The sequence below is a fragment of the Hymenobacter canadensis genome, from assembly GCF_027359925.1.
GTDB classification, from domain to species: Bacteria; Bacteroidota; Bacteroidia; order Cytophagales; family Hymenobacteraceae; genus Hymenobacter; species Hymenobacter canadensis.
On the sequence record NZ_CP114767.1, the window covers coordinates 2845295 to 2868345 of the forward strand.

Annotated in this window: 24 protein-coding genes and 1 riboswitch; of the genes, 12 read left to right on the forward strand and 12 right to left on the reverse strand. The window is 60.9% G+C overall.

The window, feature by feature from the left end; translation table 11 throughout:
* Positions 1–247 precede the first annotated feature (247 nt).
* Positions 248–2647: a M1 family metallopeptidase gene (locus O3303_RS12230; RefSeq protein WP_269558678.1), complete on the reverse strand. Its 2400-nt coding sequence runs from the start codon at positions 2645–2647 to the stop codon at positions 248–250.
* A gap of 289 nt (positions 2648–2936) precedes the next feature.
* Between O3303_RS12230 and O3303_RS12235 the strand changes: the two genes are divergently transcribed.
* The 3 genes from O3303_RS12235 (at position 2937) to frr (ending at position 4979) form a co-directional block, all read left to right on the forward strand.
* Positions 2937–3440 (forward strand): acyl-CoA carboxylase biotin carboxyl carrier protein subunit, encoded by a 504-nt coding sequence (locus O3303_RS12235; RefSeq protein WP_269558679.1) that lies wholly within the window; start codon positions 2937–2939, stop codon positions 3438–3440.
* Positions 3441–3512: 72 nt separating this feature from the next.
* A complete protein-coding gene (gene pyrH, locus O3303_RS12240; RefSeq protein WP_269558680.1) occupies positions 3513–4298 on the forward strand; it encodes a UMP kinase in 786 nt (261 codons plus the stop codon).
* Between the two features lie 117 nt (positions 4299–4415).
* On the forward strand, positions 4416–4979 hold the full coding sequence (frr, locus tag O3303_RS12245; protein WP_269558681.1) for a ribosome recycling factor: 564 nt from the start codon (positions 4416–4418) through the stop codon (positions 4977–4979).
* Positions 4980–5068: 89 nt separating this feature from the next.
* On the opposite strand, the gene nadD is transcribed toward frr, so the two are convergent.
* The 7 genes from nadD to O3303_RS12280 form a co-directional block, all read right to left on the reverse strand.
* Positions 5069–5683, reverse strand: a complete 615-nt coding sequence (nadD, locus tag O3303_RS12250) for a nicotinate (nicotinamide) nucleotide adenylyltransferase (protein WP_269558682.1) — start codon at positions 5681–5683, stop codon at positions 5069–5071.
* Positions 5680–6264: a guanylate kinase gene (gmk, locus tag O3303_RS12255; RefSeq protein ID WP_269558683.1), complete on the reverse strand. Its 585-nt coding sequence runs from the start codon at positions 6262–6264 to the stop codon at positions 5680–5682. The genes nadD and gmk overlap by 4 nt, the downstream gene beginning before the upstream one ends.
* A 9-nt stretch (positions 6265–6273) precedes the next feature.
* A complete protein-coding gene (locus O3303_RS12260; protein WP_269558684.1) occupies positions 6274–6564 on the reverse strand; it encodes a hypothetical protein in 291 nt (96 codons plus the stop codon).
* Positions 6565–6588: 24 nt separating this feature from the next.
* The gene (locus O3303_RS12265) at positions 6589–7251 is read right to left on the reverse strand and encodes a sigma-70 family RNA polymerase sigma factor (protein ID WP_269558685.1); all 663 of its coding nucleotides are present in this window, start codon (positions 7249–7251) and stop codon (positions 6589–6591) included.
* A gap of 78 nt (positions 7252–7329) precedes the next feature.
* A complete protein-coding gene (locus tag O3303_RS12270; RefSeq protein WP_269558686.1) occupies positions 7330–8622 on the reverse strand; it encodes an O-antigen ligase family protein in 1293 nt (430 codons plus the stop codon).
* Positions 8623–8656: 34 nt separating this feature from the next.
* On the reverse strand, positions 8657–9697 hold the full coding sequence (locus O3303_RS12275) for a glycosyltransferase family 9 protein (RefSeq protein ID WP_269558687.1): 1041 nt from the start codon (positions 9695–9697) through the stop codon (positions 8657–8659).
* Entirely contained in the window at positions 9694–10455 is a 762-nt protein-coding gene (locus O3303_RS12280; RefSeq protein WP_269558688.1) for a glycosyltransferase family 2 protein, read from the reverse strand. Before O3303_RS12280 ends, O3303_RS12275 begins: the two co-directional genes overlap by 4 nt.
* A 104-nt stretch (positions 10456–10559) precedes the next feature.
* On the opposite strand from O3303_RS12280, the gene O3303_RS12285 reads away from it, so the two are divergent.
* The 3 genes from O3303_RS12285 (at position 10560) to O3303_RS12295 (ending at position 12967) form a co-directional block, all read left to right on the forward strand.
* The gene (locus O3303_RS12285; RefSeq protein WP_269558689.1) at positions 10560–11378 is read left to right on the forward strand and encodes a T9SS type A sorting domain-containing protein; all 819 of its coding nucleotides are present in this window, start codon (positions 10560–10562) and stop codon (positions 11376–11378) included.
* A 63-nt stretch (positions 11379–11441) separates the two neighbouring features.
* Complete coding sequence (locus O3303_RS12290) at positions 11442–12317, forward strand: SDR family oxidoreductase (protein ID WP_269558690.1); 876 nt, start codon at positions 11442–11444, stop codon at positions 12315–12317.
* A 155-nt stretch (positions 12318–12472) separates the two neighbouring features.
* Positions 12473–12967, forward strand: coding sequence for a hypothetical protein (locus O3303_RS12295; RefSeq protein ID WP_269558691.1), 495 nt, complete (start codon positions 12473–12475; stop codon positions 12965–12967).
* An 80-nt stretch (positions 12968–13047) separates the two neighbouring features.
* Here O3303_RS12295 and ahcY read toward each other — a convergent pair whose 3' ends face one another.
* Both ahcY and O3303_RS12305 read right to left on the reverse strand, forming a co-directional pair.
* Positions 13048–14367: an adenosylhomocysteinase gene (ahcY, locus tag O3303_RS12300; protein WP_269561909.1), complete on the reverse strand. Its 1320-nt coding sequence runs from the start codon at positions 14365–14367 to the stop codon at positions 13048–13050.
* A gap of 118 nt (positions 14368–14485) precedes the next feature.
* The gene (locus O3303_RS12305) at positions 14486–15241 is read right to left on the reverse strand and encodes a DUF4397 domain-containing protein (protein ID WP_269558692.1); all 756 of its coding nucleotides are present in this window, start codon (positions 15239–15241) and stop codon (positions 14486–14488) included.
* Between the two features lie 200 nt (positions 15242–15441).
* Between O3303_RS12305 and O3303_RS12310 the strand changes: the two genes are divergently transcribed.
* Both O3303_RS12310 and O3303_RS12315 read left to right on the forward strand, forming a co-directional pair.
* Positions 15442–15993 (forward strand): hypothetical protein, encoded by a 552-nt coding sequence (locus tag O3303_RS12310; RefSeq protein WP_269558693.1) that lies wholly within the window; start codon positions 15442–15444, stop codon positions 15991–15993.
* Between the two features lie 51 nt (positions 15994–16044).
* A complete protein-coding gene (locus O3303_RS12315; protein ID WP_269558694.1) occupies positions 16045–17250 on the forward strand; it encodes a class I SAM-dependent methyltransferase in 1206 nt (401 codons plus the stop codon).
* A gap of 157 nt (positions 17251–17407) precedes the next feature.
* Here the strand turns inward: O3303_RS12315 and O3303_RS12320 are convergent, their stop codons facing one another.
* Complete coding sequence (locus O3303_RS12320; RefSeq protein ID WP_269558695.1) at positions 17408–18019, reverse strand: DNA-3-methyladenine glycosylase; 612 nt, start codon at positions 18017–18019, stop codon at positions 17408–17410.
* A gap of 146 nt (positions 18020–18165) precedes the next feature.
* A riboswitch (cobalamin riboswitch) is annotated at positions 18166–18389 on the forward strand.
* A 149-nt stretch (positions 18390–18538) separates the two neighbouring features.
* Between O3303_RS12320 and O3303_RS12325 the strand changes: the two genes are divergently transcribed.
* Together O3303_RS12325 and O3303_RS12330 are read left to right on the forward strand one after the other, a co-directional pair.
* The gene (locus O3303_RS12325) at positions 18539–20512 is read left to right on the forward strand and encodes a TonB-dependent receptor plug domain-containing protein (RefSeq protein WP_269558696.1); all 1974 of its coding nucleotides are present in this window, start codon (positions 18539–18541) and stop codon (positions 20510–20512) included.
* A 36-nt stretch (positions 20513–20548) separates the two neighbouring features.
* Positions 20549–21610, forward strand: coding sequence for a DUF5074 domain-containing protein (locus tag O3303_RS12330; RefSeq protein ID WP_269558697.1), 1062 nt, complete (start codon positions 20549–20551; stop codon positions 21608–21610).
* A gap of 87 nt (positions 21611–21697) precedes the next feature.
* Here O3303_RS12330 and O3303_RS12335 read toward each other — a convergent pair whose 3' ends face one another.
* On the reverse strand, positions 21698–21967 hold the full coding sequence (locus tag O3303_RS12335) for a hypothetical protein (protein WP_269558698.1): 270 nt from the start codon (positions 21965–21967) through the stop codon (positions 21698–21700).
* Positions 21968–22097: 130 nt separating this feature from the next.
* Between O3303_RS12335 and O3303_RS12340 the strand changes: the two genes are divergently transcribed.
* Both O3303_RS12340 and O3303_RS12345 read left to right on the forward strand, forming a co-directional pair.
* Positions 22098–22448 carry a hypothetical protein gene (locus O3303_RS12340; RefSeq protein WP_269558699.1) on the forward strand — a complete coding sequence of 117 codons (351 nt, stop codon included), beginning with the start codon at positions 22098–22100 and terminating at the stop codon, positions 22446–22448.
* A 51-nt stretch (positions 22449–22499) separates the two neighbouring features.
* Complete coding sequence (locus O3303_RS12345; protein ID WP_269558700.1) at positions 22500–23024, forward strand: helix-turn-helix domain-containing protein; 525 nt, start codon at positions 22500–22502, stop codon at positions 23022–23024.
* Positions 23025–23051 lie beyond the last annotated feature (27 nt).

A 23051-nucleotide genomic window follows, 5' to 3' on the forward strand; every position in this document is an offset into this window, starting at 1 on the left:
TGTTATTTCTCCGCCGTTTGCGAAGAAATTTTCGCTTCAACCTTTCTGCCTTAGTCGGCTACTGTGTCGAATTGAGTTGCAAAATTAGGGGCTTTCTGATGCAAGTCAAGCGCAGCCCTGAAAATCGTTTAATATTTTTTCTGCCGGCGTTCAGAATCCCCTGTTTTTCCGGGGCTAACCTGCTGATTGCTTTTAGGAAACCTGCTACTCTGGAGAGCGAATAAATTTTTGCGTTTTTTCTTAGCAGCTACTGCATCATGGCATAATATGCCTTCACCTGTTCGTCTTTTTCCTTACTGCGGATATCCTGCAACGTTGCTTTAAGTGCGGGCATGCTGGAGGCCAGAATGCTCAGGCCCCGGTAAGCGCCCAACCGAACGAACGTGCTGGGAGCCGTGCGCGCTAGGCTTTCTAGTCGTTGAATGCCTTTTTCCCGCTCGATGGGAGGCATGCGGAGCATGAAAGTGGCAAAGTCGGGCAGATAGCTGCGGTAGAGGTCGGCGTCGCTGACGTCGGGCAGGCGGCGCATGAACCACTGGTACTGCTCGTTGCTGCTGCCATTGAGAGAATAATAGGTGGCAATGGAGGTCAGCACTTCTGCATTCCGGCTTTCCTGCATGGCCGCAATCTTCTCTTGCGAATCGGCCGTTGGGGTTTTGGCCAAGGCCTGAATACCGGCACTGACCACTCTGTAGGAACTATCGTTGAGCGCCGTCAGGAAGGCACTGGCGTAGTTTTCGTTGGGGAGAGAGGCCAGGGCATTCAGCGCAGTAGCGCGTACTTGGCTATTTTTATCCTTCAGGGCTACCTGCTGCAGATCCTGGCGTACGGCGTTGCCTTCAGGGCCCTTATACCGGCGCAACGCCTGCACGGCCGCCTGACGCACAGCCCAGAAAGGGTCGTTGAGGGCAGTGCGCAGCAGGGCGCTTACGGGCAGCTCGGCGCTTTTAACCTTCAGCTGGGTTACGGCTTCATACCGCTGCAGATAGCCTTTCGCGTGGGTGTACTGGTACATCAACTCGTCCTGCGTGCGCTCTTCTTCGATTTCGGCCAGCAGTTGCGCTTGGCTGTCGAATTTCACGAGGCTGGGGCGCTGGGCAGAAGACAGCCGGAAAGTCTGGTCGGCTTTCGTGATGGTGATGCGGTGGTCGGTGGGCTGGTTGTTGGCCCATACAGTTACGGTTACGGGCAGCCGGTAGACAGGCGTGAAGGTGGAATCCTGCAACTGTTGCACGCGCATGCTCACTTGGCCGTTAGCAAAGCTGTGCGTCACTTTCAGTTCGGGATGGCCGCGCTGCATAAACCACTGGTCGAAAAACCACATCAGGTCTTCACCGGTGGTTTCTTCGAAGGCGATGCGCAGCTTAGCTATTTCCGAGGTGGAAAATTTATTCTGGGTGAGGTAGCGGTTCAGGGAAGCGAAGAAGGCTTCGTCGCCGACATAGTTGCGCAGCATGTGCAGTACGCGGCCGCCTTTGTCGTAGGAGTGCCGGTCGAACATGTCTTCCTGCTTGGCGTAGCGGTAGCGAATCAGTGGCTCGCGCTTGCTCTGGGCTTCTTCCAGGTAGCGGCCCAGCTTCTGCTGCTGCACCAGGTCGGCGGCATCGGCGCCATACTTGTGCTCGGCCCAGAGCAGCTCCGAGTAGTCGGCGAAAGACTCGTTAAGCGGCAGGTTGGCCCACGATTCGGTGGTTACATAGTCGCCGAACCAGTGGTGGAACAGCTCGTGCGCTACCGTAGACTCGGCATCGTAGCCCACATCGGCCAGCTCGCGAGGCGAGAACTGCACCAGGCTTTGCTCGAACGTGACGGCCGTGGTGTTTTCCATAGCCCCCGACACGAAATCGTGTACGGCTACCTGCGTGTATTTTTCCCACGGGAAGTCAACACCCAGTTTTTTGGAAAAGTAGTCCAGCATCTGGGGCGTGTTGCCGAACACCGCCCGGGCCGTGTTGCTGAACTTGGCATCGACGTAGTAGTCTACCGGCTTGCCCCGCCAGGTGTCGCTGATGACGGCGAAGTCGCCTACGGCCAGCATAGCGAGGTACGGCGCGTGCGGCAGGCTCTGCTTCCAGGTATCGGTTCGGGTGCCGTCGTTGTTTTTGCGCGACGACACCAGCAGCCCGTTGGAAAGGGTTTTCTGCCCCGCTTCCACCGTGAGGCTGACTTCCTGGGTCATGCGCTGGTTGGGCCGGTCGATGGTGGGAAACCAGCAGGAGTTGCCCTCCGTTTCGCCCTGGGTCCAGAGCTGGCGCGGCTTGGTTTTGTCGGTGCCCAGCGGATTGATGAAGTACAGGCCCTTGTCCTGGGTGATGGCCGCGCTGCCGCCTACTTCCAGCTCATTGGGTTTGGCCACGTACTGAATCCGAACCTGGCAAAGCTCGGTGCGGGAGTAGGTGCGGTCCAGCGCAATGGTCAGCTTTTTCTTGTCGTAAGTATAGGTCAGGTTCTTTTCTTTTCCCCCGTTTACAAGGCGCACGTTTTTCACGTCGAAGCCCTTGGCGTCAAGCACAAGCTGATTTTGCGGGTAGAAATGCGGCCGGACAGTGAGCGTAGCCGTTCCCAGCAGCCATTGTTTGGCCCAGTCGAAACGGACGTCGAGTTTGGTATCTAGCAGGTCGTGGAGAATGGTGGCGGCTGGCTGCACCGGATTGGTAGGCGGTAGCCACGAGGGTACTACCAGAATAGACGATGCCGCTTCAGGGGCCGGGGTCGATTCAGATTTCTTGTGCGTAGCTGCTTTGCTGCCTGCCGGCTTAATGCTCCTAACAACCTGGGCAGAAGCTTGAAACTGACACGCAAGGACCAGTCCCAGAATGCTGAGAACCGAATATTTCATGCGTTGATGCGATAGGTATATGGGTCCTCAAGTTCCGAAATTATTTGAGATTTGGCCTATCTTTAAGCCCATTTCCGCCCCTCCTCCTCCCCTTCCTATGCTACAGGTTAGCACCAGCCCCACCCAAACTTGGGCCGTAGATTATCGTGCCACCGGCGCCATCACCCTAGACGGCCAGCCGTTTGCCTGGGATTTGGTGGTGCTGGGTCCGGGCCGCTTTCATGTACTGCACGACGGCCGCTCGTACGTGGCCGAAGTGGTTAGCGCGGATTACGCTACCAAATCGTTTCAGTTTAAGCTCAACGGGCAGCAGCTGGAAGTGCAGGCCAAAGACCGGTTCGATTTGCTGCTCGACAAGCTGGGCATGAACAACGCAGCCGCCAGCAAAGTAAACGAGCTGAAGGCCCCCATGCCGGGCCTGATCGTGGATATCCGGGTGGCCCCGGGCCAGCAAGTGCAAAAGGGCGACCCGCTGCTGGTGCTGGAGGCCATGAAGATGGAGAACATTCTGAAAGCGCCCGGCGACGGCACTGTGGGGGCCATCAAAATCGGCCTGCGCGACAACGTAACCAAGGGCCAGGTGCTGATTCAGTTCAGCTAACCAGCCTGCTCAGGCCCTGCGCCCAGCGAGGGTGCGCACCTCATACCGTTTTTACACTTAATTCCTCCGACGTTGAAGTACACCCGAATTCTGCTTAAGCTAAGCGGCGAAGCCCTGATGGGCCAACAGCAATACGGCATTGATGCCGTCCGGCTGATGCAATACGCTGAGGAAATCAAGAAAGTAGCCGCCACCGGTACCCAGGTAGCGGTGGTGATTGGCGGCGGCAATATCTTCCGGGGTGTGCAGGCCGAAGCCTTTGGCCTCGACCGGGTGCAGGGCGACTACATGGGCATGCTGGCCACGGTCATCAACTCCATGGCGCTGCAGAGCGCTCTGGAGAAGCTCAACGTGAATACGCGCCTGCTGTCGGGCGTTACCATTCAGCGGGTGTGCGAGCCGTATATCCGCCGGCGGGCCCTGCGCCATTTGGAGAAAGGCCGGGTCGTGATTTTCGGGGCCGGTATCGGCTCGCCGTATTTCACCACCGACTCGGCGGCTTCGCTGCGGGCCATCGAAATTGAGGCAGATGTGGTGCTGAAGGGCACCCGCGTGGATGGCATCTATACGGCCGACCCGGAGAAAGACCCCACCGCCGTGCGCTACCCCACCATTACGTTTGATGAGGTGATGGCCAAAAACCTGAACGTGATGGACATGACGGCCTTCACGCTCTGCAAGGAAAACAACCTGCCCATCATCGTTTTCGATATGAACAAGGAAGGCAACCTGCAGCGGCTTATCGAGGGCGAAACAGTGGGCACCTTGGTGACGATGGAACACCCGAAGCCAACGGAAACCAACAGCACCTCCAGCGGCCTGCATCCTTCGCTGGACACTCCTTCCGAACAAGCCTGAAAAGAATTAAAAATTAAAAGTTGAGAATTAAAAGTAGGTGGACGGCAATGCAGAAGCGCCATTCACCACTTGACAATTTTTAATTTTTAATTCTCAATTTTTAATTTTCTTACACTCATGGACGAAGAAATTCAGTTTTATCTAAGCGAAGCCGAAGAATCGATGGCTAAGTCGCTGCAGCACACCGGCCTGGAACTCAGCCGTATTCGCGCCGGCAAGGCCTCGCCGGCCATGCTCGATTCGCTGCGCGTAGATTATTACGGCACGCCCACTCCTATTGCGCAGGTGGCCAACGTCTCGACGCCGGACGCGCGCACGTTGTTCATCAAGCCTTGGGAGAAGAACATCATTGCGGAAGTGGTGAAAGCCATCAAAAACAGTGACTTGGGCCTGAATCCGCAGTCTGATGCAGAAGGCGTACGCCTGAACATTCCGCCCATGACCGAGGAGCGCCGCCGCGACCTGGTAAAGCAGGTAAAGCAGGAGTCGGAAAGCGGCAAGGTGCGCATCCGGGGCATCCGCAAGGACGTGAACGAGTCGTTGCGTAAGCTGCAGAAAGACGGAGCCGCTGAGGACGCCATCAAGGATGCCGAAGCCAAGGTGCAGAAAGCCACTGATAGCTACATCGTGCAGATTGATAGCCTGACCACCAAGAAGGAATCGGAAATCATGACCATCTGATCCGGCAACGAACGCAAAAAAGGAGCGGCTCCTGTTTCAACGCCCGATTGGGCGTTGAAACAGGAGCCGCTCCTTTTTTGCGGATCAAACTACTGCTGCCAATAGCCGTTTTTGGCAATTAGCTTCTCAACGGCATCGGGCACCAGATACCGGATGGACTTGCCTTCCTGCAGACTTTGCCGAATGAGCGTAGCGGAGATATCCAGCAACGGCGCGTCCACCACCTTGATGTTGGCACCAGCCACGGCAGCAGATTCTACCGGATGGCCGGGCCGCGGGTAGACGTAGATGCCGAATTCCTGCCGGATGCGGCCGGCGTCGCGCCAGCCATCAAGCCCCAAGAGGTTGTCGCTGCCCATGAGCAGCACAAACTCCCGACCGGGATGCAGGCGGCGGATTTCGTCGAGGGTGGTGATGGTATAGCTGGGCTTGGGCAGCCGCAGTTCCACGTCTGACACCGACAGCAACTCATTGTCGGCGGTGGCGTCCTGCGCCAGAGCCAGACGGTCCTGCTCCGGCAGCAGGTCATGCCCCAGCTTGTACGGGCTCTGCGGCGACACCACCAGCCACACCGCCGACAGATCGGTGTGCGTGGCCATGTACTGCGCCAGAATCAGATGGCCGGTATGGATGGGGTTAAAGGAGCCAAACAGCAGCCCGATCTTGCCGGAAGAGCCGGTTTGGGCGCCTGCTTCCGAACTCACAAGATAGCCGACTCGGCCGTGATGAAGTCGCGCACCAGCTTTTCGGCCTGGGCGGTGGCTTCGTCGAGGTCATCGTTGACAACGGTGACGTCGAAACGGTCCTCGAAGGTCAGCTCGAAGTTGGCCTTGTAGAGCCGCGCCGAGATGCTGGAAGCCGAGTCGGTAGCACGATGGCGCAACCGCTCTTCGAGCACCTCAATGGACGGCGGCTTCACGAAGACGGCCAAGGCCCGGTCTTTGTAAAACTCTTTGATGCTTAAGCCACCCTTCACGTCCACATCCAGGACGGCGTGTTTACCGCTTTCCCAGATGCGCTCTATCTCCGACTTGAGCGTGCCATAAAAGGCGCCTTCGTACACTTCCTCCCACTCCACAAACTCGTCGTGGCGGATTTTCTCCTGGAATTCCTGGACGGAGATGAAGTAGTAGTCTTTTCCGTTGGCTTCGGTACGGCCGCGCTTGTCGCGCGTGCAGGCCGAAATGGAAAAGCTCAGATCCGGTATGGCCGCCATCAGGCGGTGGACGATGGTGGTTTTGCCGGCTCCGGAAGGAGCTGAAAAGGCAATGATTTTACCCTGCATCGAGCAAAATTAGGCCATTTCTGTTTGCAAACGAGACATTATGGTTTGCGGAAGCGAATTTGGGGCGCCTTTGCGGCTGACATGGGTCATCAAAAACCCAATAAACACCCGTTGTTTTTCGATGCTATCGAAGCAGGGCGAGCAATCATCGGCGTGGTGCACGATGTACTGTTCGTCGGCTTCGGTGGGTCGCTGACCCACAACTAGCTGGTCTAGTATCGTATTCACACGTTCACAGTCAGCAACGGGCGCTTGCGCCTGATGGGTGGAGGATGAGGAGTGGGTAGAGGTGTTTTCCATGGTGCAACCCGTTGCGGTTAGCGGTTAGTAATTGTCGGTATCGTCCTCCGGCTCTGCCTCCGGCTCTGCCTCCGTGTTGCCGGAGTCGGCACCGTAGCCCATCGATTGGGCGTACTTTTCAAGCTTTTCTTTCAGGAAATTGCGGGCCCGGTGCAACCGGGACCGTACCGTACCGATAGGGATATCCAGCACTTTGGCCATTTCCTCGTAGGTGAACCCTTCCAGGTCGCAGAGGATGATGACGGTGCGGAAATCCACGGGCAGCGAGTTGAGTGCGCTAGCCACTTCGTCGCCGATGAGGTCGCGCACGGCTTGCTGCCGCATATCAGACGAGGTACCACCCGCGTCGCTGTCGGACTCGACGTCTTCCGAATTGTAGTAGCCCTCAATTTCGCTGTAGTCGACCTTGGCGGGTTGTTTACTCTTCTTCCGGAAGTCGTTGATGAACGAGTTTTTCAGGATGCGAAACAGCCATGCCTTGGCGTTGGTTCCCTGCTCGAAGTACTCGAAGAAGCGGTACGCCTTCAGATAGGTCTCCTGCACAAGGTCGTTGGCGTCGTCTTCATCGAGGGTGAGACGGAACGCGAAATTGTACAGAGAGTCGATTACAGGCATCAATTCGGCCTGAAACCGGCGGTCTTTTTCTTCTTTACTAAGCTTCGGAACCCGTTCGGGAGAGTCGCTCATAAGGGGGGCGCGGCAAAGTACGGCGGGGGTGAAATAAAATCCGCCATGTAAACAAATGTACTGATTATCCTATCTCGCTCAAGCAGTTTGAGCCAAGTGCGTATTGCGGGTCTGCCGCTCGGCAGCTACAACCAGAAAGCCGTAGAGAAACACGAACAGGCTGAACCCAATCTGCATCTGTAACAGCGTATCGACCAGATTGGCGATGCCCATCATCAGCAGGAAGTGTACAACGTACGGGTTTTGGCGGAGCGCAGGTTGCAAAAATGGTCCGAATAGCACAAAAAGCCAGAGCAATAAGCCCACAATGCCGCCGCCTACCAAGGCCTCCAGGTACTGATTGTGGGTCATTACCCAGTTTTTGGGCAGCAAGCCGTAATCCTGGTAGCTGTACTGGTCCAGCATGGCGGCATCTACATCTGCGGGGGCCACGCCCGCAACCGGATACTGGCTGATGATGACGGTGGCCGTTTTCCAGGCGGCAAAGCGCTTGGCCAGGGAGTAGTCATTGATGTCGCGGCCGGAGCGGTACTGGTTGACGTCGTCGAGGGTAACGTTGACGCGCTGCTGGATGGGTTCGAGGGTATAGTAGGTCAGAAGCGGCACTCCAATCAGCGCCAGCACTACCACGGCGCCCAGCACGTAGCGGCGCCGCAATACAACCAGCAGGCCGGCATCGAGCAGCAGCATGCCGTAGAGCACCATGAGCCCAGTGCGGTAAGCCAGCACATGCATCACCACAAACAAAATGGCCGAGCAGGCCAGCAGCACGTTGCGCACTACCGGCAGAGCCAGCACGCTACGCCGCATCAGCAGCGCGAAGAAGAAGGCCAGCGCCAGCATGATGCTGAAGTGGATATGAAAGACGCCCGTGATGGCCGGCACATTGTGGCCGATGCTGATTTCGTAGTTGGCCGTTTCCGGGTCGAGCAGGTAGCGGCCGAGCGTACCCAGCGCCAGCAACGTGCCCAGCCCGACGAACAGGAGCCCTACCCCAAACCGCTGCCGCAGACTCAGGGGCACCGCCACGGCAAAAGCCAGCGGCACAATTACCAGGGGCAGCTTGCGGTAGACTTCGTGGCGCCAGATGTCGGTTTCGGATGTGTAGACCACGCTCAGCAGCCAGAACAGGTACATCAGGGCCATGCCCAGCACGGTTTGCAGGCGGGTGCAGGCCCGTAGCTGCTGGCGCAGGTGCGGCTGGGCTAGCACGGCCAGCACCCCCACCACCGAGCTGAGCGCTACGAGGGCCCGCGACGCAAACAGCCCCGTAACGGCGGCCAGGCTTCCCAGCAGCAACAGGTATTGCGACAAACGACCATCAGCATAGAGCTGGCGCAGGGAGAAAGGTGAGACGGAAGTTGTAGTCATAAACAATGAAATGAGCGGAGCGCGGAGCCCTCCCTCAGCTTGGCAAGATAAGCGGCGGCCAAGCAAGAACCCGGCCGGCCACTTCGACGGCGGCCAGTGCCTTGATGCAGGTGCAAGCAGCCGGCTGCGTTCGGCAGTCCTGGCAGTCAGGCCGGTCAAACACCACGTATTCGGCTAGCGGCCCCAGCGGCGCCCAGCGTCCGGGATGCATGGGCCGGATGGGCGGGTACAGCCCCAGCGCGTGCCGGCCCAGGGCCGCCGCCAGATGCAGCGGACCGGTACTGCCTGCCACCAGCCCATCGGTGGCGGCAATGAAGGCCAGAAACTCCGGTAGCGGAAGCTGCCCGGTGAGGTCAGCGGCCAGATATGACTGGTGTTCCCGCAGCCACTCCCGCAATTCTTCGCCTTCGGCGGCCGTGCCGGTGATGAAGACGCGGTGCCCGGCCTGGTGCAGCAACCGGGCCAGCTGGCCGAAATGCGCCAAGCCCCACTCCCGGGCGCTGCCCCGGCTGCGCGGGTGCAAAATGACGTTGAGCTGGCCGGGCCGGCGGGCCGCCAGTAGCTCGCGCAAAACTGGCCGCAACGCTACAACGGGCCGCAGCCGCACTAATTGCGCTACCTCCGGCAGGCTGAGCGTACCGGCAGGGCCGAGGCTGCCTAGTAGCTGCAGGTTCAGCTGGGCTTCATGTAGTGGCGAGTGGCGGCGGCTGAGTGCTACCAGTTGGTTGCAGGTAAGCCAGTGAAACCAGCGGCTGCGGGTGCCGATGCGGTGCCGGATGCCGGCCTGGCGGGCCAGCCGGGCTACTGCTTTGCTGGGGAAAACGTGCAGAATGGTGTCGGCGGCGGTGGCACGCAGGGCGGCTACCTGGCCGGCGACAGGCAGCTGCAGCAGCTCATCGAGGTTGAGGAATCCGTCGAGCCAGGGGCAGGCGTCGGCTACGGCCTGGGTGTAGGTGCGGCCCAGCAGCAGCACCCGGCAGCCCGGAAACAGCTGCTTCAGGCGGCCCGCTACCGGCAGCGTGAGCACCACGTCGCCGATGGCATCGGTGCGGCTAATGAGGAAAGTGCGGCTCATGCAGCGGCTTTGGTTTTCAGCTTGGCAAACTTCAGAAATACGCCCCAGGCCGAAATAACGGCAATGCTCAGGCCGGCAAACCCATCAAGGAAGCCCAACCGAAAAAAATAGCCGTGCACAAACTTCCACCACGGCTTGAGCAGCAGGTGAAACAACGTGACCCGACGCCGGCCCCGCAGCCACAACTCCTCGGCCGCAATGCTGGTGAACCGGTTGAGCTGCTGCACGTGCTGCTCAACGGAGGTGTAGGAGTAGTGCAGGGCGTCGCCCTGCAGAGCCCCAACCGGCTGCCCAGGTTGCATTTCGTACCGCTCGTGCAGCAATAAACCTTCCCAGCGGCCCAGGCGCCGGTCGTAGAGGCGCAGTTTGCGGTCGGGGTACCAGCCGCCGTGGCGCACCCAGCTACCGCAGTAGTTGGTGAGGCGGGCCAGGGTGTAGCCGCCGCCCTGCCAGTTTTGAGTTGCCGCGACTATACTCTGTCGCAGCTCTTCGGTCAGCACTTCGTCGGCGTCGAGCTGCAGCACATAGTCGTAGCGGGCCTGGGCGGTGGCGTAGTTTTTCTGTTCGACGTAGCCCTCAAAAGCGTGTTGTATCACGCGGGCACCCAGCTGCTGGCAGATAGCCACGGTACCGTCGGTGGAGAAGCTGTCTACCACCACCACATCGTCGGAGAGGCCGCGCACGGCTTCCAGGCAGCGGCCGATGTTGGCTTCTTCGTTGAAGGTGATAATGACGATGGAGAGCGGGACAACAGGCATAGGCCGGCAAATATCGGGCTTTTGGCGCGGAGGCTAACGCTGAGGGTTACCTGACAGCTAGCGGCGGCATTGACGGTATCCGTTCATCTACTTCCTAGTTGGTTATGCGTCCACTGATCCTGTTGCTGTTATTACTGGGGCTGCTGACCAGCTGCGAGGCCCCTACTGCCGAGTTTGACGCTTTCCAGCTGCCCCGGCCCGTGAATCTGGCCCGCGTGCTGGGGCCGACGCCAGTACTGCTGAGCAACCACGACACGCTGGCGCTACGCCTGCAGTTCGATGCCGCTACTGGCTTCACAAGTTTTGCGCTGGCGGGTGATTCTGCTGATGAAAACTGGTTTACGGCCCGGGCCTTTCGGTTTCGGGGGCTGTACTACCTGGTAGAAGAACGGCCAGATTCCGGCTGCTGGGTGCACGCCGTCCGCATCCGACGGGGGCAGGTGCAGGGCTTGGGTACCGGCTTTGCGCAGATGCTGGACCTGAGCCTGGCCGCCCGGCAAGGCCGCTGGCCAGCGCTGGTGCGGTTCCGCTCCCCGGATGGCGACAGTGTGCGGCTGCGCTTCGACCGGCGGCAGCTGCGGTCATTCTACGTGGCCGAAGTCGACAGCTTTATTACGTACCGGCTGGCCACGGCACCGGCTGCCGGACCCCGCTCCACGCCGGTGCTGGCTGCTGGTGCGGTGCTGCTGCCGCGCCTGTATCCCAACCCGGCCAGCACCACCGCCACGGTAGATTTTGGGGAAGCCGCTGCCCGCCAAGTGCAGCTCTACGACGAACGGGGCCGGCTGTTGCAGTCGTACCCGGTTGCGGCTTCGCAGCTGGCCCTGCCGGTAGCCGGCCTGCCCAATGGCACCTATTCGGTGCGCGTGCAGGCGCCCGACAAGGCTCGGCCGACCACTCTGCGCCTGCTGGTGGCCCACTGACCGCCGCACTTTCAACTTCGCCCCCAGGCCTGCGTATAGCCGCTCAGCCATTCAGCCTTTTTTATGAGCGAAGTATCACAGCCTATTGCCCTCGTTACGGGTGCCACGTCGGGAATCGGCGAAGTAACCGCCCGTGAGCTGGTCCGGCAGGGCTACCACGTAGTACTACTGGCCCGCAACGCCGAAAAAGCCGCCCGCACCCGCCAGCAGCTGCAGCAAGCCGCCAAGCCTGGCACCCGCGTTGATGTGTTGCTCTGCGACCTGTCGGACCTGGGCCAAGTGCGGCGGGCAGCCGAGGAGTTCAACCAGCGCTACGCCCGGTTGGACGTGCTGGTGAACAACGCCGGCCTGGTTTTCGGGGCCGAGCGGGAAGAGTCCGTCAACGGCCACGAAATGACGTTGGCTACCAACCACCTCGGCCCGTTTCTGCTGACCAGCCTACTCCTACCGAAGCTGCGCCAAAGCCCGGCGGCCCGCATCGTGAACGTGGCTTCCATGGCCCACAAGTTTGCCAAGCCCGACCTAGCTGACCTCGACGCCACCCGCAGCTACTCGCCCATGCGGGCCTACGCTAACTCCAAGCTGTTCAACATCCTGTTCACGCAGGAGCTGGCCCGGCAACTGCGGCAGCGTGGCATCACCAACGTCACCACCAACAGCCTGCACCCGGGCGTGGTGGCCAGCAACTTCGGCAGCAACTCCACGTGGCTCACGCGGGCCTTCTACAAAGCCGCCGCGCCATTCATGACGACTTCCGAAGACGGCGCCCAGACCAGCATCTACCTCGCCACCTCACCCGAAGTAGCCAGCATCAGCGGCGGCTATTTCGCCAAGAAAAAGCCGGAGCCCGTGAAATCGGACTTCAATACCGCGGCCAATGTGCAGCAATTCTGGCAGCAGTCGGAGCAGATGGTAGGGCAGCCGTTCTTTGCAGAATAGCGCTTAAATTTCATGATATGTAAACGGCCAGCTCCACAGGAGCTGGCCGTTTTTGTTAATCGTGGTAGCGGGCGTCAGCCGGTAACTAACGTCGCGCCTAGGCAGACAGCATTTTCTCGCTAAGTTTGACGCAATCTTATATTCTGTTTTACGCTATGATTTCGCTACTCTGGACTGGTCTGAATATTTTAGTGCTACTGCTGATTGCGTTTGCCTGGTTTCGGGTGTTTAAGGTGCTGCGCCGGCAAATAGGCTTGGGACTGGCAATGTTGTTCATGTTGAGTTTAACACTCAGAGGCAGCAGCTCCACGTCGGACACCAAAGCCGGGAATCTGCTGGAAAACGGGCGTTTGGAGCATCCGATAGGCAACTGGGGCAGTAGTGCCACTGTTCCGCTCAACCCCAACAACGAGTTGCACCTGCGGTTTGAAGGCATCCGTACAGATTCTACCTTACGGGTTCATGGAATGTACAGCAGCGTTTCGGGCCTGATGCTGGGCCACGAATGGAAACCGCTGGCTGGTATGGCGCACACCAGGAAGCAGGGCGTTTCCTACGAGGTATTCTTAATCCACGAATGGAAGCTACTGGGCATTGGCTTGTATGTGAGCAGCGAAGAATACACCGGTATGGCGCCCCTTACGAAATAACTCGCCACCCTTGAGCACAACAAAAACCCCGCCCGGCGCAATGCCGGGCGGGGTTTTTCTATTCAGGAAGCCGGAGCCGCTTAGTAGCGGTACAGGTCCGACTTGAACGGGCCTTCTACGGGCACCTTGATGTAATCGGCCTGCTTAGGCGTCAGCTCGTCCAGCTCCACGCCAATTTTGGCGAGGTGCAGACGGGCCACCTTCTCGTCGAGGTGCTTGGGCAGGGTGTACACTTGGTTTTCGTACTGGTCGGCGTTCTGCCACAGCTCCAGCTGCGCCAGCGTCTGGTTGGTGAACGAGTTCGACATTACGAACGAAGGGTGGCCGGTGGCGCAGCCCAGGTTCACGAGGCGGCCTTCGGCGAGGATGATGACCTCTTTGCCTTCGATGTTGTAGATGTCAACCTGCGGCTTCACCGTGTCCTTGGTGTGGCCGTAGTTCTTGTTCAGCCAAGCCATGTCGATTTCATCGTCGAAGTGACCGATGTTGCAGACGATGGCTTTGTCCTTGAGGCTGCGGAAGTGCTCCTCGGTGAGGATGTCGCAGTTGCCGGTAGCGGTTACCACGATGTCGGCTTCCTTCACGGCGTTGGCCAGCTTCTTCACAGCAAAACCGTCCATAGCAGCCTGCAGGGCGCAGATCGGGTCAATTTCGGTGACGATAACACGGGCACCAGCACCGAGCAGCGAAGCCGCCGTGCCTTTTCCTACGTCGCCGTAGCCGGCCACTACGGCCACTTTACCGGCCATCATGACGTCGGTAGCGCGACGGATAGCGTCCACAGCCGACTCTTTGCAGCCGTACTTGTTGTCGAATTTCGACTTCGTTACCGAGTCATTGACGTTGAAGGCGGGCAGCGGCAGGGTGCCAGCTTTCACGCGCTCCAGCAGGCGCAGTACGCCGGTGGTGGTTTCTTCCGAAATACCCCGGATGCCAGCGGCCAGCTCAGGATACTGGTTCAACACCATGTTGGTCAGGTCGCCACCGTCGTCCAGAATCATGTTCAGGGGCTGACGGTCTTCACCGAAGAACAGCGTCTGCTCGATGCACCAGTTGAAGTCCTCTTCGTTGAGGCCTTTCCAGGCGTACACTGGCGTGCCGACGGCAGCAATAGCGGCGGCGGCGTGGTCCTGCGTGGAGAAGATGTTGCACGACGACCACGTCACTTCAGCGCCCAAGGCCTGCAGCGTCTCGATGAGCACGGCGGTCTGGATGGTCATGTGCAGGCAGCCGGCAATACGCGCGCCTTTCAGCGGCTGGCTGTTGCCGTATTCTTCGCGCAGCGCCATCAGACCCGGCATTTCAGCCTCAGCCAAACGGATTTCCTTGCGGCCCCACTCAGCGAGGCTCATGTCTTTTACTTTGTACGGAACGTAGGCCGTGGTCTTGGTCTCCACCATGATGCTGTTTTTTTTGCTAGACAACTACAAAGGTAACTAAAATGTTAGTTGGGCTATACAACAACAACGCCTGCCCGGATGGGGCAGGCGTTGCAGATCAGGCCGCTAACCGGCGCATTTAGTTGTGCTGAATGATGACTGCCTGAGGTTGCTGGGTTGCCGGCACGCCAGCTCCGGCAATGCCGCGCACTACCACCGTATAGATTTTACCCGGCTCGTAGTTCTTAACGCCCGTGCCCGTTCCTGTGCCATCGCCAACCGCCAGTACCTGCGCGCGGGGCGTGCCGGCCGTCACCGATAGGTTAAGCGAGGCGGCATTGATAGCCACAAAGCTGGAGGCCGAACCGAAAGTTACGTCCGTGGTTACGTCGGTGCCGGGGGTGCCGGGCAGTGCCGATGGCACCGTGAGGCGCACCGGCGTAGGAGCGTTCAGGGCCAGATGCACAATGCGCACTTTTGCCTGGCCGGCAGCCGGAGCCGTCAGGTCGTCGGGAACGGTAAGCACCGTGGGCGTAGAGCCAATGGTGGCGGAAGGCGAGAAGACGAACGACGAGTAGCTCTGGTCTTTAGAGACGGCAAGCGGAGCCGAAGCCAGCACCTGCGTGCCATTATTGATACGTAAGGTAGGCGAACCAGCATTTACGGTGAAGTAGCTGCTGTTGGCGCCGTAGTTGAGCTGGGCCACCTGCTGGTCGGCGACGAAGGCCGTGATGGGCACATTGGACACGGCGGCGGCATGCACCACCAGTACCTTGCCCTGCTCGGGGGCCGGCGTGTTATTATCGTCGTCGTTGCCGCAGGCAGAAAAAGTCAGCGCGGCCGGTAGCATGGATGCTAGAAATAGCTGGCGCAGAGAAGGAATGAAGGTTTTCATAGTCGGTTTCAGGTTGAGTGAAAGCTAATTGCACTGCGGACAGAACGTATCGGTAACGGCTTTTGTTGGGCTGGCCTGGAATTCTTCCATGGCACATAGTTGATATAGCTATGATGCAGACTGTTATATTTGCTTTCATGCACCGTTACGAACTTCGCCTGGCTGGAGTATTCCGCCCTTCTCTAGTGTTATTTTTAGGTTTGTGGGCGAGCACCGCTTTTGGGCAATCGGGCACGGTAGTGCGCCTGAGCCCGGAAGACCAGGGGCGGGGCCGCAACGGGGTGCAGAAGAACTTTTATTTCACCACCAAAGAGCAGCCCACCGACGACGACTACCAGAATGCCGGCTACTTCGGGCAGCGCCTGCGCCCATACCTGGCCGGCAACCAGGAGGCCTTGGATAACCTCAACCGCTACCGCCGCCAGAAGTGGATTTTCCTGGCCGAACGCTTGACGTTTGTGGGCGGCGTGGCGGTGTATGGCTCCCAGACCTTCAGTGGCAGCGGCGACCAGCACTATTTCAGCAATCCGCAGAAGGTGACACTGGGTGTGGTGGCCGGCAGCCTGCTGGCCAACATCTTCATTACGCGCCACACCAACGAGCATTTCGTGCGGGCCGTGGACGCCAACAATGCCGGCCTGTCGGCGGGCGGGCACGCGAGCGGGTGGCAGCGGCTGGCACCCGCTGGGGTGGGTTTGGCGGCGTCGGCTACGGGCCAGCCGCTGCTGGCTTTGCGCTGGCAGCTGCGCTAAGCGCCGGCCCGGTGGGCCAACCCCTGTTTATTAGTTTCGTAGGAGTACCACATGGAATTTCCGCTTCCCGCGGCGTCGCGTCAGTATGTGGCCAAGCACCTGCACGATGACCCCGCCCAGCTGGCGCTGCAAGCCCGCAAACACCCTGGCCTGCCCGTTCCGGAGCTGGTACGCCAGATTCAGGCCCGCCAGAAAGCCCGCCTGAAAGTCCCCGCCTGGGCCGACAACCCAGACCTGGTTTTCCCACCGACCCTGTCGGTGGAGCAGGCCTCTTCCGCTCGCACGGCCGCGTTCAAGGCGGCGCTGGTGAGCGGGCAGCGCTTGGCCGACCTCACCGGCGGCTTCGGCGTGGACGTATCGTATTTTGCCGAACGTATTCCGGAAGTGCATTACGTGGAGCGCAACGCAGCCCTGGCCGACGTGGTGCGCTTCAACCTCACGCATCTGGGCGTTTCGAACGTGCAGTTTCATACGGCCGATGCGGTGCAGTTTCTGCGCAACACCCCGGACACCTTCGACTGGATCTACCTCGACCCGGCCCGGCGCGATACGGCGGCCCGCAAGATTTTCCGGCTGCAGGACTGTGAGCCGGATATTCTACGCCTAATGCCGCTGCTGCTGCATAAAGGCCGTCGGGTGCTGCTCAAAACTTCGCCCATGCTCGATATCGAGCAGGCCATTCTGGAGCTGCGGCAGGTGCGGCAGCTGTGGGTGGTGGCCGTGGACAATGAGTGCAAGGAGGTGCTGTACGAGCTGGGCCCCGAGCCGGCCGTCGATCCGGAGCGCCACACCGTGAACCTGCTTCGCACGGGCCAGCAGCAGGATTTCCGCCTGAACCGGGCCCGCGAGGCCCGCGCCATCCCGCGCTACGCCGAGCCGCAGCAGTACCTCTACGAGCCCAACGTGGCTATTCTGAAGGCGGGCGGCTTCCGCAGCATCGGTACGGCGTTTGAGCTGCTGAAGCTGCACCAGCACAGCCACCTCTACACCTCCGACACGCTGCACCCCGATTTCCCGGGCCGCATCTTCCGCATCCGGGCCACCGAGAAATACGACGCCCAAGCCCTACGCGCCCACCTCGGCCCCGAAGTCCGCGCCCACGTCACAACCCGCAACTTCCCCGACACGGTGGCCGAGTTCCGCCACCGCACCGGCATCCGCGAAGGCGGCGACCTATACCTGTTCGCCACCACCAATCTGGAAGGTAAGCTGATGGTGCTGGTGACAGAGAAGGATCACGGATTAGCGCGGATTTAAGCGGATTTCACGGATTTTGTGGACGGCGTTAAGCTGCTCGCTTCAATTGTCCTGAGACACAAAGCAGAAACAAGGGGCTTGTCAAACGGCAAGCCCCTTGTTTCTGCGCGATTATCAATCGTCCACAAAATCCGTGAAATCCGTGCTAATCCGTGATTCATTTAACCTTGCTGGTCCAGAGGCTGCTGATGATGCGGAAGCGCCAGGGTAGGCTGGCGGCTTCTTCGCCGGCGTAGGCGAGGCCCACGCGGGGGCTGCTGAGCACGTCGGCTTCCGGCACCTGCTCGGCGTGGTCTTCAATCCAGAGCGTGTCGCCCTGCAAATCGGTGCCGGAGAGGGCCGGCGTGACGCCCAGCGCCTGCGTGAGCAGGCCAGGCCCGGCCGTAAGCTTGGCCGAGGCCGTTTCCAGCCCACGCCGCCGAAGCATAATATCCAGACCTACCAGCGGCTCGATGGCGCGGATCAGGATGGTATCGGGTTTGTCGGCTTCGTTGGTGCTGATGTTGAACAGCGTGTGGCGCTGATACACCTGGTACAGGTAGGCGCGGCCGCCGGGCTCGTGCAGGGCGTGGCCGTGCGGGCCGCGGCGCTTCAGGTGCAGCTGCATCGACTGGTCGCCGTGGTGCGAGTAGGCCTCGGTTTCCACGATGCGACCGCCGGTCAGCTCGCCGTCGAGGCACGTAAATAGGTATTTGCCCAGCAGGTCGCGGGCAATCTGCACGGGGTCGGGGCGGCGGTAGAAGTCGGGCGGGAGTTTGGGATGTAGCATATTTCGATGTAGCATAGGCTTCAGCCTGTGCCGGGCGGCGGCAGCGGCGCAAGAACAAGTTTCGGTTTATGGTTGAGCTGATACGTTTTCTGCGGGAATTGTGGCGGCCGGCCGGGGGCACAGGCTGAAGCCTATGCTACAATCTGCTACCTTTGGGGCGTAGAGGTGGCCGGACCCCGATTGCGGGGCGAGGCTGAAAAGGGAATCCGGTTCAAAGCCGGAGCTGTCCCCGCAACTGTATGCTTCACGAGTCGGCGCGCCTCAGCTGCCACTGTTTCCGAGAAGGTTGCTCTCCCCAGAGCAGCCGGAGAAATGGGAAGGCGGCGCGCCAGAAGCAAGCCAGGAGACCTGCCTTTACATTTCCCTATGTTCAGCGCCCTCGGTGGAGGGGCGGAGAATGATGGCAGTGGTGGCTTTCGGGCCACCGGAATTTCCTGTTTTCGGCCTCGGCTGCGGCCTGGCTTTCGGCAACGAAAGCTGGCGTCGGAGTTCTGAACTGAATTTTCCTTACCCGAAAATTTGGTTCAGCTAATTAACATTCCGCTTGCTGCACGGCTCCGGCTGCTGCCGCTCATGCTGCTTTGCGCGGCCCTGGCAACTCCCGCCACGGCCCAGCAGGCATCGCCGCACGCCCTCGACTCGGTGCAGGCGCTGCCGGCGGTGCGCGTACAGGGCATTCCGGCCACGCGCTTCGCCACTGGCACCCGCCGCACCACGCTCGACACGCTGGCGCTCCGGCAGACCGGCGCCGGCACCCTAGCCGATGCGCTGTCGTTGCGCACGCCGCTTTATCTGAAAAATTATGGGCCGGGCCAGCTGGCCAGCATCACGCTGCGCGGCACGTCGGCGCGGCACACGGCCGTGCTGTGGCAGGGCTTCAACATCAATTTACCTTCTTTGGGCGAAGCAGACTTTGCGCTGCTGCCCGTAAGCGGCACTACCCAGGTAGCAGTGCAGCACGGGCCGGCCGGCGCCACCTACGGCACCGGGGCCATTGGCGGCACGGTGCTGCTGTCGTCGGAGGCGCGCTGGGGGCAGGGGCTGCAGAGCCGGGTGCAGCTGGATGGCGGCAGCTTCGGGCTGGCCGCCGGCTCAGGTGAGGCCACGTTCAGCAACCAGAAGCTCTCGGTGCGGACGGCCGCCTCCTACCGCACCGCCCAAAACGACTTCCCGTACCGCGAGCCGGTGGGCCGCGAAAACGGCCGGCTGGTGTACGGCCCGACGCAGCGCCAGCAAAACGCGCAGCTGCGGCAGTGGAGCCTGGCCCAGGATGCCACGCTGCGGGTAGGCGAGCAGGGAGAACTCACGGCCGCCGTCTGGCTCACGGATGCCGACCGGCAGATTCAGGCCGCGCTGGGCTCAGTAAACCGCCGTGCCCGGGAGCGGGACCAGAGCCGCCGCCTGCTGGCCGGCTACCGCCACGTGAGCAGCCGCCACGAAACGAGCGTGCGCGCCGCCTGGTTCGAGGACATCATCAACTACCAGGACGACGGCATCCGGAGCGACTCGCGGGTGCAGACCAGTCAGGCCCAGGCCGAGCACACGTTCCGGTTTGCTCCCACGCTCAGTTTGCGGCTGGGGGCTGAGGCGCAGCATTTCGTGGCCCACGTAGATGGCTATGAAGCGCCCACCGTGACCGAAAACCGATTCAGCGGCTTCGGGCTGCTGCGCTACGACCCGCTGCCGCGGCTGCAGCTCAGCCTGAACGTGCGGCAGGCCTTCATCAGCGGCCGGCGGCCCCCGCTCACGCCCACGGCCGGCGCCGAGTGGCTGGCCTGGCAGCGCGGCACCCAGCAGCTCAGCGTGAAAGCCAGTGCCTCGCGCAGCTACCGCGCCCCCACCCTCAACGAGCGGTTCTGGTACCCCACCGGCAAGCCCGACCTGCGCCCCGAAACCAGCCTGGGCTACGAGGCCGGCCTGCGCCACGAGGTGCGCCCCACTCCCACCCTGCTGCTCCAGACCGAGCTGACAGCATTCCGGCAGCGCGTAGACGACTGGGTGCAATGGCTGCCCACCGACCTGGGCTACGCCCCCAACAACCTGCGGCAGGTGCTGGCCCAGGGCCTGGAAGCCAGCAGTGAGCTACGCTGGAAACCCGGGCGCTACACCCTGGCCGCCCGCGCCGCCTACGCTTACACCAGCTCCCGCAAAGTGCGCGGCTACGTCCTCGACGAAGACCCGGTGGGCCAGCAGCTGGCCTACGTGCCGCTGCACACTGCCGCCTTCAGCACCGACCACAGCTGGCGCGGCTGGCTGCTGACCAGCGCCCTCACCTTCACGGGCTTCCGCTACACCACCGCCTCCGGCACCGATTTCCTGCCCTCCTACCTGCTGCTTAATGCCCAGCTGGGCCACGAGTTTCGGGTGGGCCGGGCCCGGCTGACGCCGCTGGCGCAGGGCTTCAACCTCGGCAACCTCCGCTACCAGAGCTACCAGAGCCGCGCCATGCCCGGCCGCTCGTGGGTGGCCAGCCTGCGCGTGGCGTGGCGCTGATTCCGCTTGTTTTCATCTTCCATTTTTCCCTTATCCATGTTCCATTTTCCTATGGCTACGCGCCGTTACGCGCTGCTCGGCGCCGCCTCTTTCCTGACTCTGGCCGTTACGTCCTGCGACCCGGACGATGAGGTAACGCCCGTTACACCGCCCGTCACCACCCAGACGGTGTACGTGGTGAACGAGGGCCCTTTCCTGACCGGCAGCGGCTCGGTGAGCGTGTTCAGCAAAGCCACCAAGGAGGTGCAGAAAGACCCGTTTCTGGCCGCCAACGGCCGCGGCGTGGGCAACGTGCTGCAGTCGATGACCATTGTGGGCGACAACGCCTACCTGGTGGCCAACAACAGCAACTGGGTGGAAGTCGTGACGCTGGCCGATTTCAAGTCGGTGAAGAAGATTACGGGCCTCTCGCAGCCGCGCTATCTGGTGCAGGTGGCGCCGAATAAGGCCTACCTCACGGAGTGGCAGGGCAACTTCACAAGCGGCTACACGGCCGGCCGCGTGTCGGTGCTGGATCTGACTACGAACACCGTAACGAAAACCATTCCGGTGGGCATCAACCCCGAGCAGCTGACCGTGGCGGGCGGCAAAGTGTACGTGGCCAACTCCGACGGCAACACGCTCACCGTCATCAACCCCACCACCGACGCCGTGGAAGGCACCGTGACCGTGCCGGCCGGCCCCAAAAACGTAACCACCGACGCCAGCGGCAACGTGTGGGTGCTCTCCGACGACTACACCGAGCCGCTGGCTTCGCTGGTGCGCTTCAGCCCGGGTACGCCCACACAGCAAACCCGCATCACGTTTCCGGAAGACTACCGCAACGGCAACCTGCGCGTGAACGGCGCCGGCGACAAAATCTACGTGGGCCTGGCCACGGGCGTATACCAGTTGCCCATCACGGCCACCAGCCTGCCCACCACGCCGCTCATCCGGCGCAGCTTCTACGGCCTCGGCATCGACCCGCAGGACAACACCATCTATGCCGGCACGGGCAGCTTCTCGGCCGATGGGCGGGTGGTGCGCTTCTCAGCTACCGGCGCGGCCGTCGATTCGTTTGCGGTGGGCATTGCGCCCAATGGCTTCCTGTTCAAATAAGCGGCACATAAACCGCCGGTTTTTTACGCAAACGGCCGGCCCTGGAAGGGGCCGGCCGTTTGGCGTTGTATCGTTGCATAGCGCGGGCTAGTCGGCGATGCCGTTCTTGTCGCGGTCTACGGCGTCGGCGGCTTTCTCGTATTGCTGGCGAGTGGTAGGGCCGGCGGTGGTGTCGCGCTGCAGGCCGGCCGTAGCCGAGTCAGAAGTAGTCATCTGGCCGGGGTCGGGGTCTTTGGTTTTGGCGGCATCGGTTTCCACATTGGTATCACCGGTGGAAGTGCCGGTGTTGCAGGCGGTGAGCGAGGTGGCCAGCAGCAGGGCGGCGGCCAGCATGCCGGGGAGCGAAGGGCGTTTCATAGAGGACGGAATGAAGGTGTAGCGGTTCGGATGCAAGGTAAGCGAATGTTGGTACGGCGTCAACCGGCCGGCGTTGTGAATGGCGCGGGATGAGTGGAAGCGGTATATTTGCTTTCCTGCTGCTGTGCTTATGCTCCACCCTTCGCTTTCGACTTTTTTTTCTACCCGGCTGCTGCGCCGGGCCGGCATTATGGCGGGCGTGAGCTTCGGGCTGGCACTGGCGCTGGTTGGCTACCTGTTCGGGTTTGCCGACGAGGATTTTTTCAGCCGGTTGTTCAATGCTTTTTTCGTATTTTTCTGGCTGTTGTCGGTAACTTTTCTGGCGGTAGTTCCCTTTGTGAGTTGGGCTGCCGCTAAGTGGCTGGTGTCGCCGGAAGTTGCACCGGCCGCTGGGGCCAGCCGCAAACCCCGAAGCGCCCCGGCTTCGGCAACCGTTCGTAAACCTACGCGTACAGTAACGCGGTCAGAAAAAACTTTATAACCCGTGAAAACAACGCTGCTTCATATCAAGAACATGGTTTGCCCACGTTGCGTGGAAGCCGTTCGCACCGTGCTCGAAAAGGCCGGCTATCACCCCACGGAAGTAACGCTGGGCCAGGCGCTGCTGGAAGAAGACACCCCGGCCGATCTGGCTGCCGTGGCTCCCCTGCTGCGCGAAGCCGGCTTCGATGTACTGATGGGCCGCGCCGAGCAGATGACTGAACAGATCAAGGGCGCATTGGGCGAGTACCTGGAGCATCTGCGCACCGCGCGCATGCCCCTCACTACCTCCGCTTTCCTGACCGACCGGTTTGCCGCCACGTACTCGCACCTGAGCAAGGTGTTTTCGCGCACGGCCAACCTCACGATTGAAAAGTACCTGATCCGCCTGAAAATTGAGCGGGTGAAGGAAATGTTGAGCTACGGCGAAATGACGCTCAGCGAAATTGCCGACCACATGCGCTACAGTTCCGGCCAGCACCTGAGCAACCAGTTCCGCCAGGTGACCGGCTACTCCGTCAGCGAATTCCGCCGCGAGCTGCTGCCCAAGCGCATCGCCCTCGACCAGCTGGCCTAGCGCCTCGTGCCGCCTCATTGCGGTGCG

Excerpts from the sequence above, each read along its gene's own strand:
- O3303_RS12235 (WP_269558679.1), top strand. The coding sequence starts at position 2,937 with ATGCTACAGGTTAGCACCAGCCCCACCCAAACTTGGGCCGTAGATTAT.
- frr (WP_269558681.1), top strand. The coding sequence starts at position 4,416 with ATGGACGAAGAAATTCAGTTTTATCTAAGCGAAGCCGAAGAATCGATG.
- gmk (WP_269558683.1), bottom strand. The coding sequence starts at position 6,264 with ATGCAGGGTAAAATCATTGCCTTTTCAGCTCCTTCCGGAGCCGGCAAA.
- O3303_RS12260 (WP_269558684.1), bottom strand. The coding sequence starts at position 6,564 with ATGGAAAACACCTCTACCCACTCCTCATCCTCCACCCATCAGGCGCAA.
- O3303_RS12265 (WP_269558685.1), bottom strand. The coding sequence starts at position 7,251 with ATGAGCGACTCTCCCGAACGGGTTCCGAAGCTTAGTAAAGAAGAAAAA.
- O3303_RS12270 (WP_269558686.1), bottom strand. The coding sequence starts at position 8,622 with ATGACTACAACTTCCGTCTCACCTTTCTCCCTGCGCCAGCTCTATGCT.
- O3303_RS12275 (WP_269558687.1), bottom strand. The coding sequence starts at position 9,697 with ATGAGCCGCACTTTCCTCATTAGCCGCACCGATGCCATCGGCGACGTG.
- O3303_RS12280 (WP_269558688.1), bottom strand. The coding sequence starts at position 10,455 with ATGCCTGTTGTCCCGCTCTCCATCGTCATTATCACCTTCAACGAAGAA.
- O3303_RS12285 (WP_269558689.1), top strand. The coding sequence starts at position 10,560 with ATGCGTCCACTGATCCTGTTGCTGTTATTACTGGGGCTGCTGACCAGC.
- O3303_RS12290 (WP_269558690.1), top strand. The coding sequence starts at position 11,442 with ATGAGCGAAGTATCACAGCCTATTGCCCTCGTTACGGGTGCCACGTCG.
- O3303_RS12295 (WP_269558691.1), top strand. The coding sequence starts at position 12,473 with ATGATTTCGCTACTCTGGACTGGTCTGAATATTTTAGTGCTACTGCTG.
- ahcY (WP_269561909.1), bottom strand. The coding sequence starts at position 14,367 with ATGGTGGAGACCAAGACCACGGCCTACGTTCCGTACAAAGTAAAAGAC.
- O3303_RS12305 (WP_269558692.1), bottom strand. The coding sequence starts at position 15,241 with ATGAAAACCTTCATTCCTTCTCTGCGCCAGCTATTTCTAGCATCCATG.
- O3303_RS12315 (WP_269558694.1), top strand. The coding sequence starts at position 16,045 with ATGGAATTTCCGCTTCCCGCGGCGTCGCGTCAGTATGTGGCCAAGCAC.
- O3303_RS12320 (WP_269558695.1), bottom strand. The coding sequence starts at position 18,019 with ATGCTACATCCCAAACTCCCGCCCGACTTCTACCGCCGCCCCGACCCC.
- O3303_RS12330 (WP_269558697.1), top strand. The coding sequence starts at position 20,549 with ATGTTCCATTTTCCTATGGCTACGCGCCGTTACGCGCTGCTCGGCGCC.
- O3303_RS12335 (WP_269558698.1), bottom strand. The coding sequence starts at position 21,967 with ATGAAACGCCCTTCGCTCCCCGGCATGCTGGCCGCCGCCCTGCTGCTG.
- O3303_RS12340 (WP_269558699.1), top strand. The coding sequence starts at position 22,098 with ATGCTCCACCCTTCGCTTTCGACTTTTTTTTCTACCCGGCTGCTGCGC.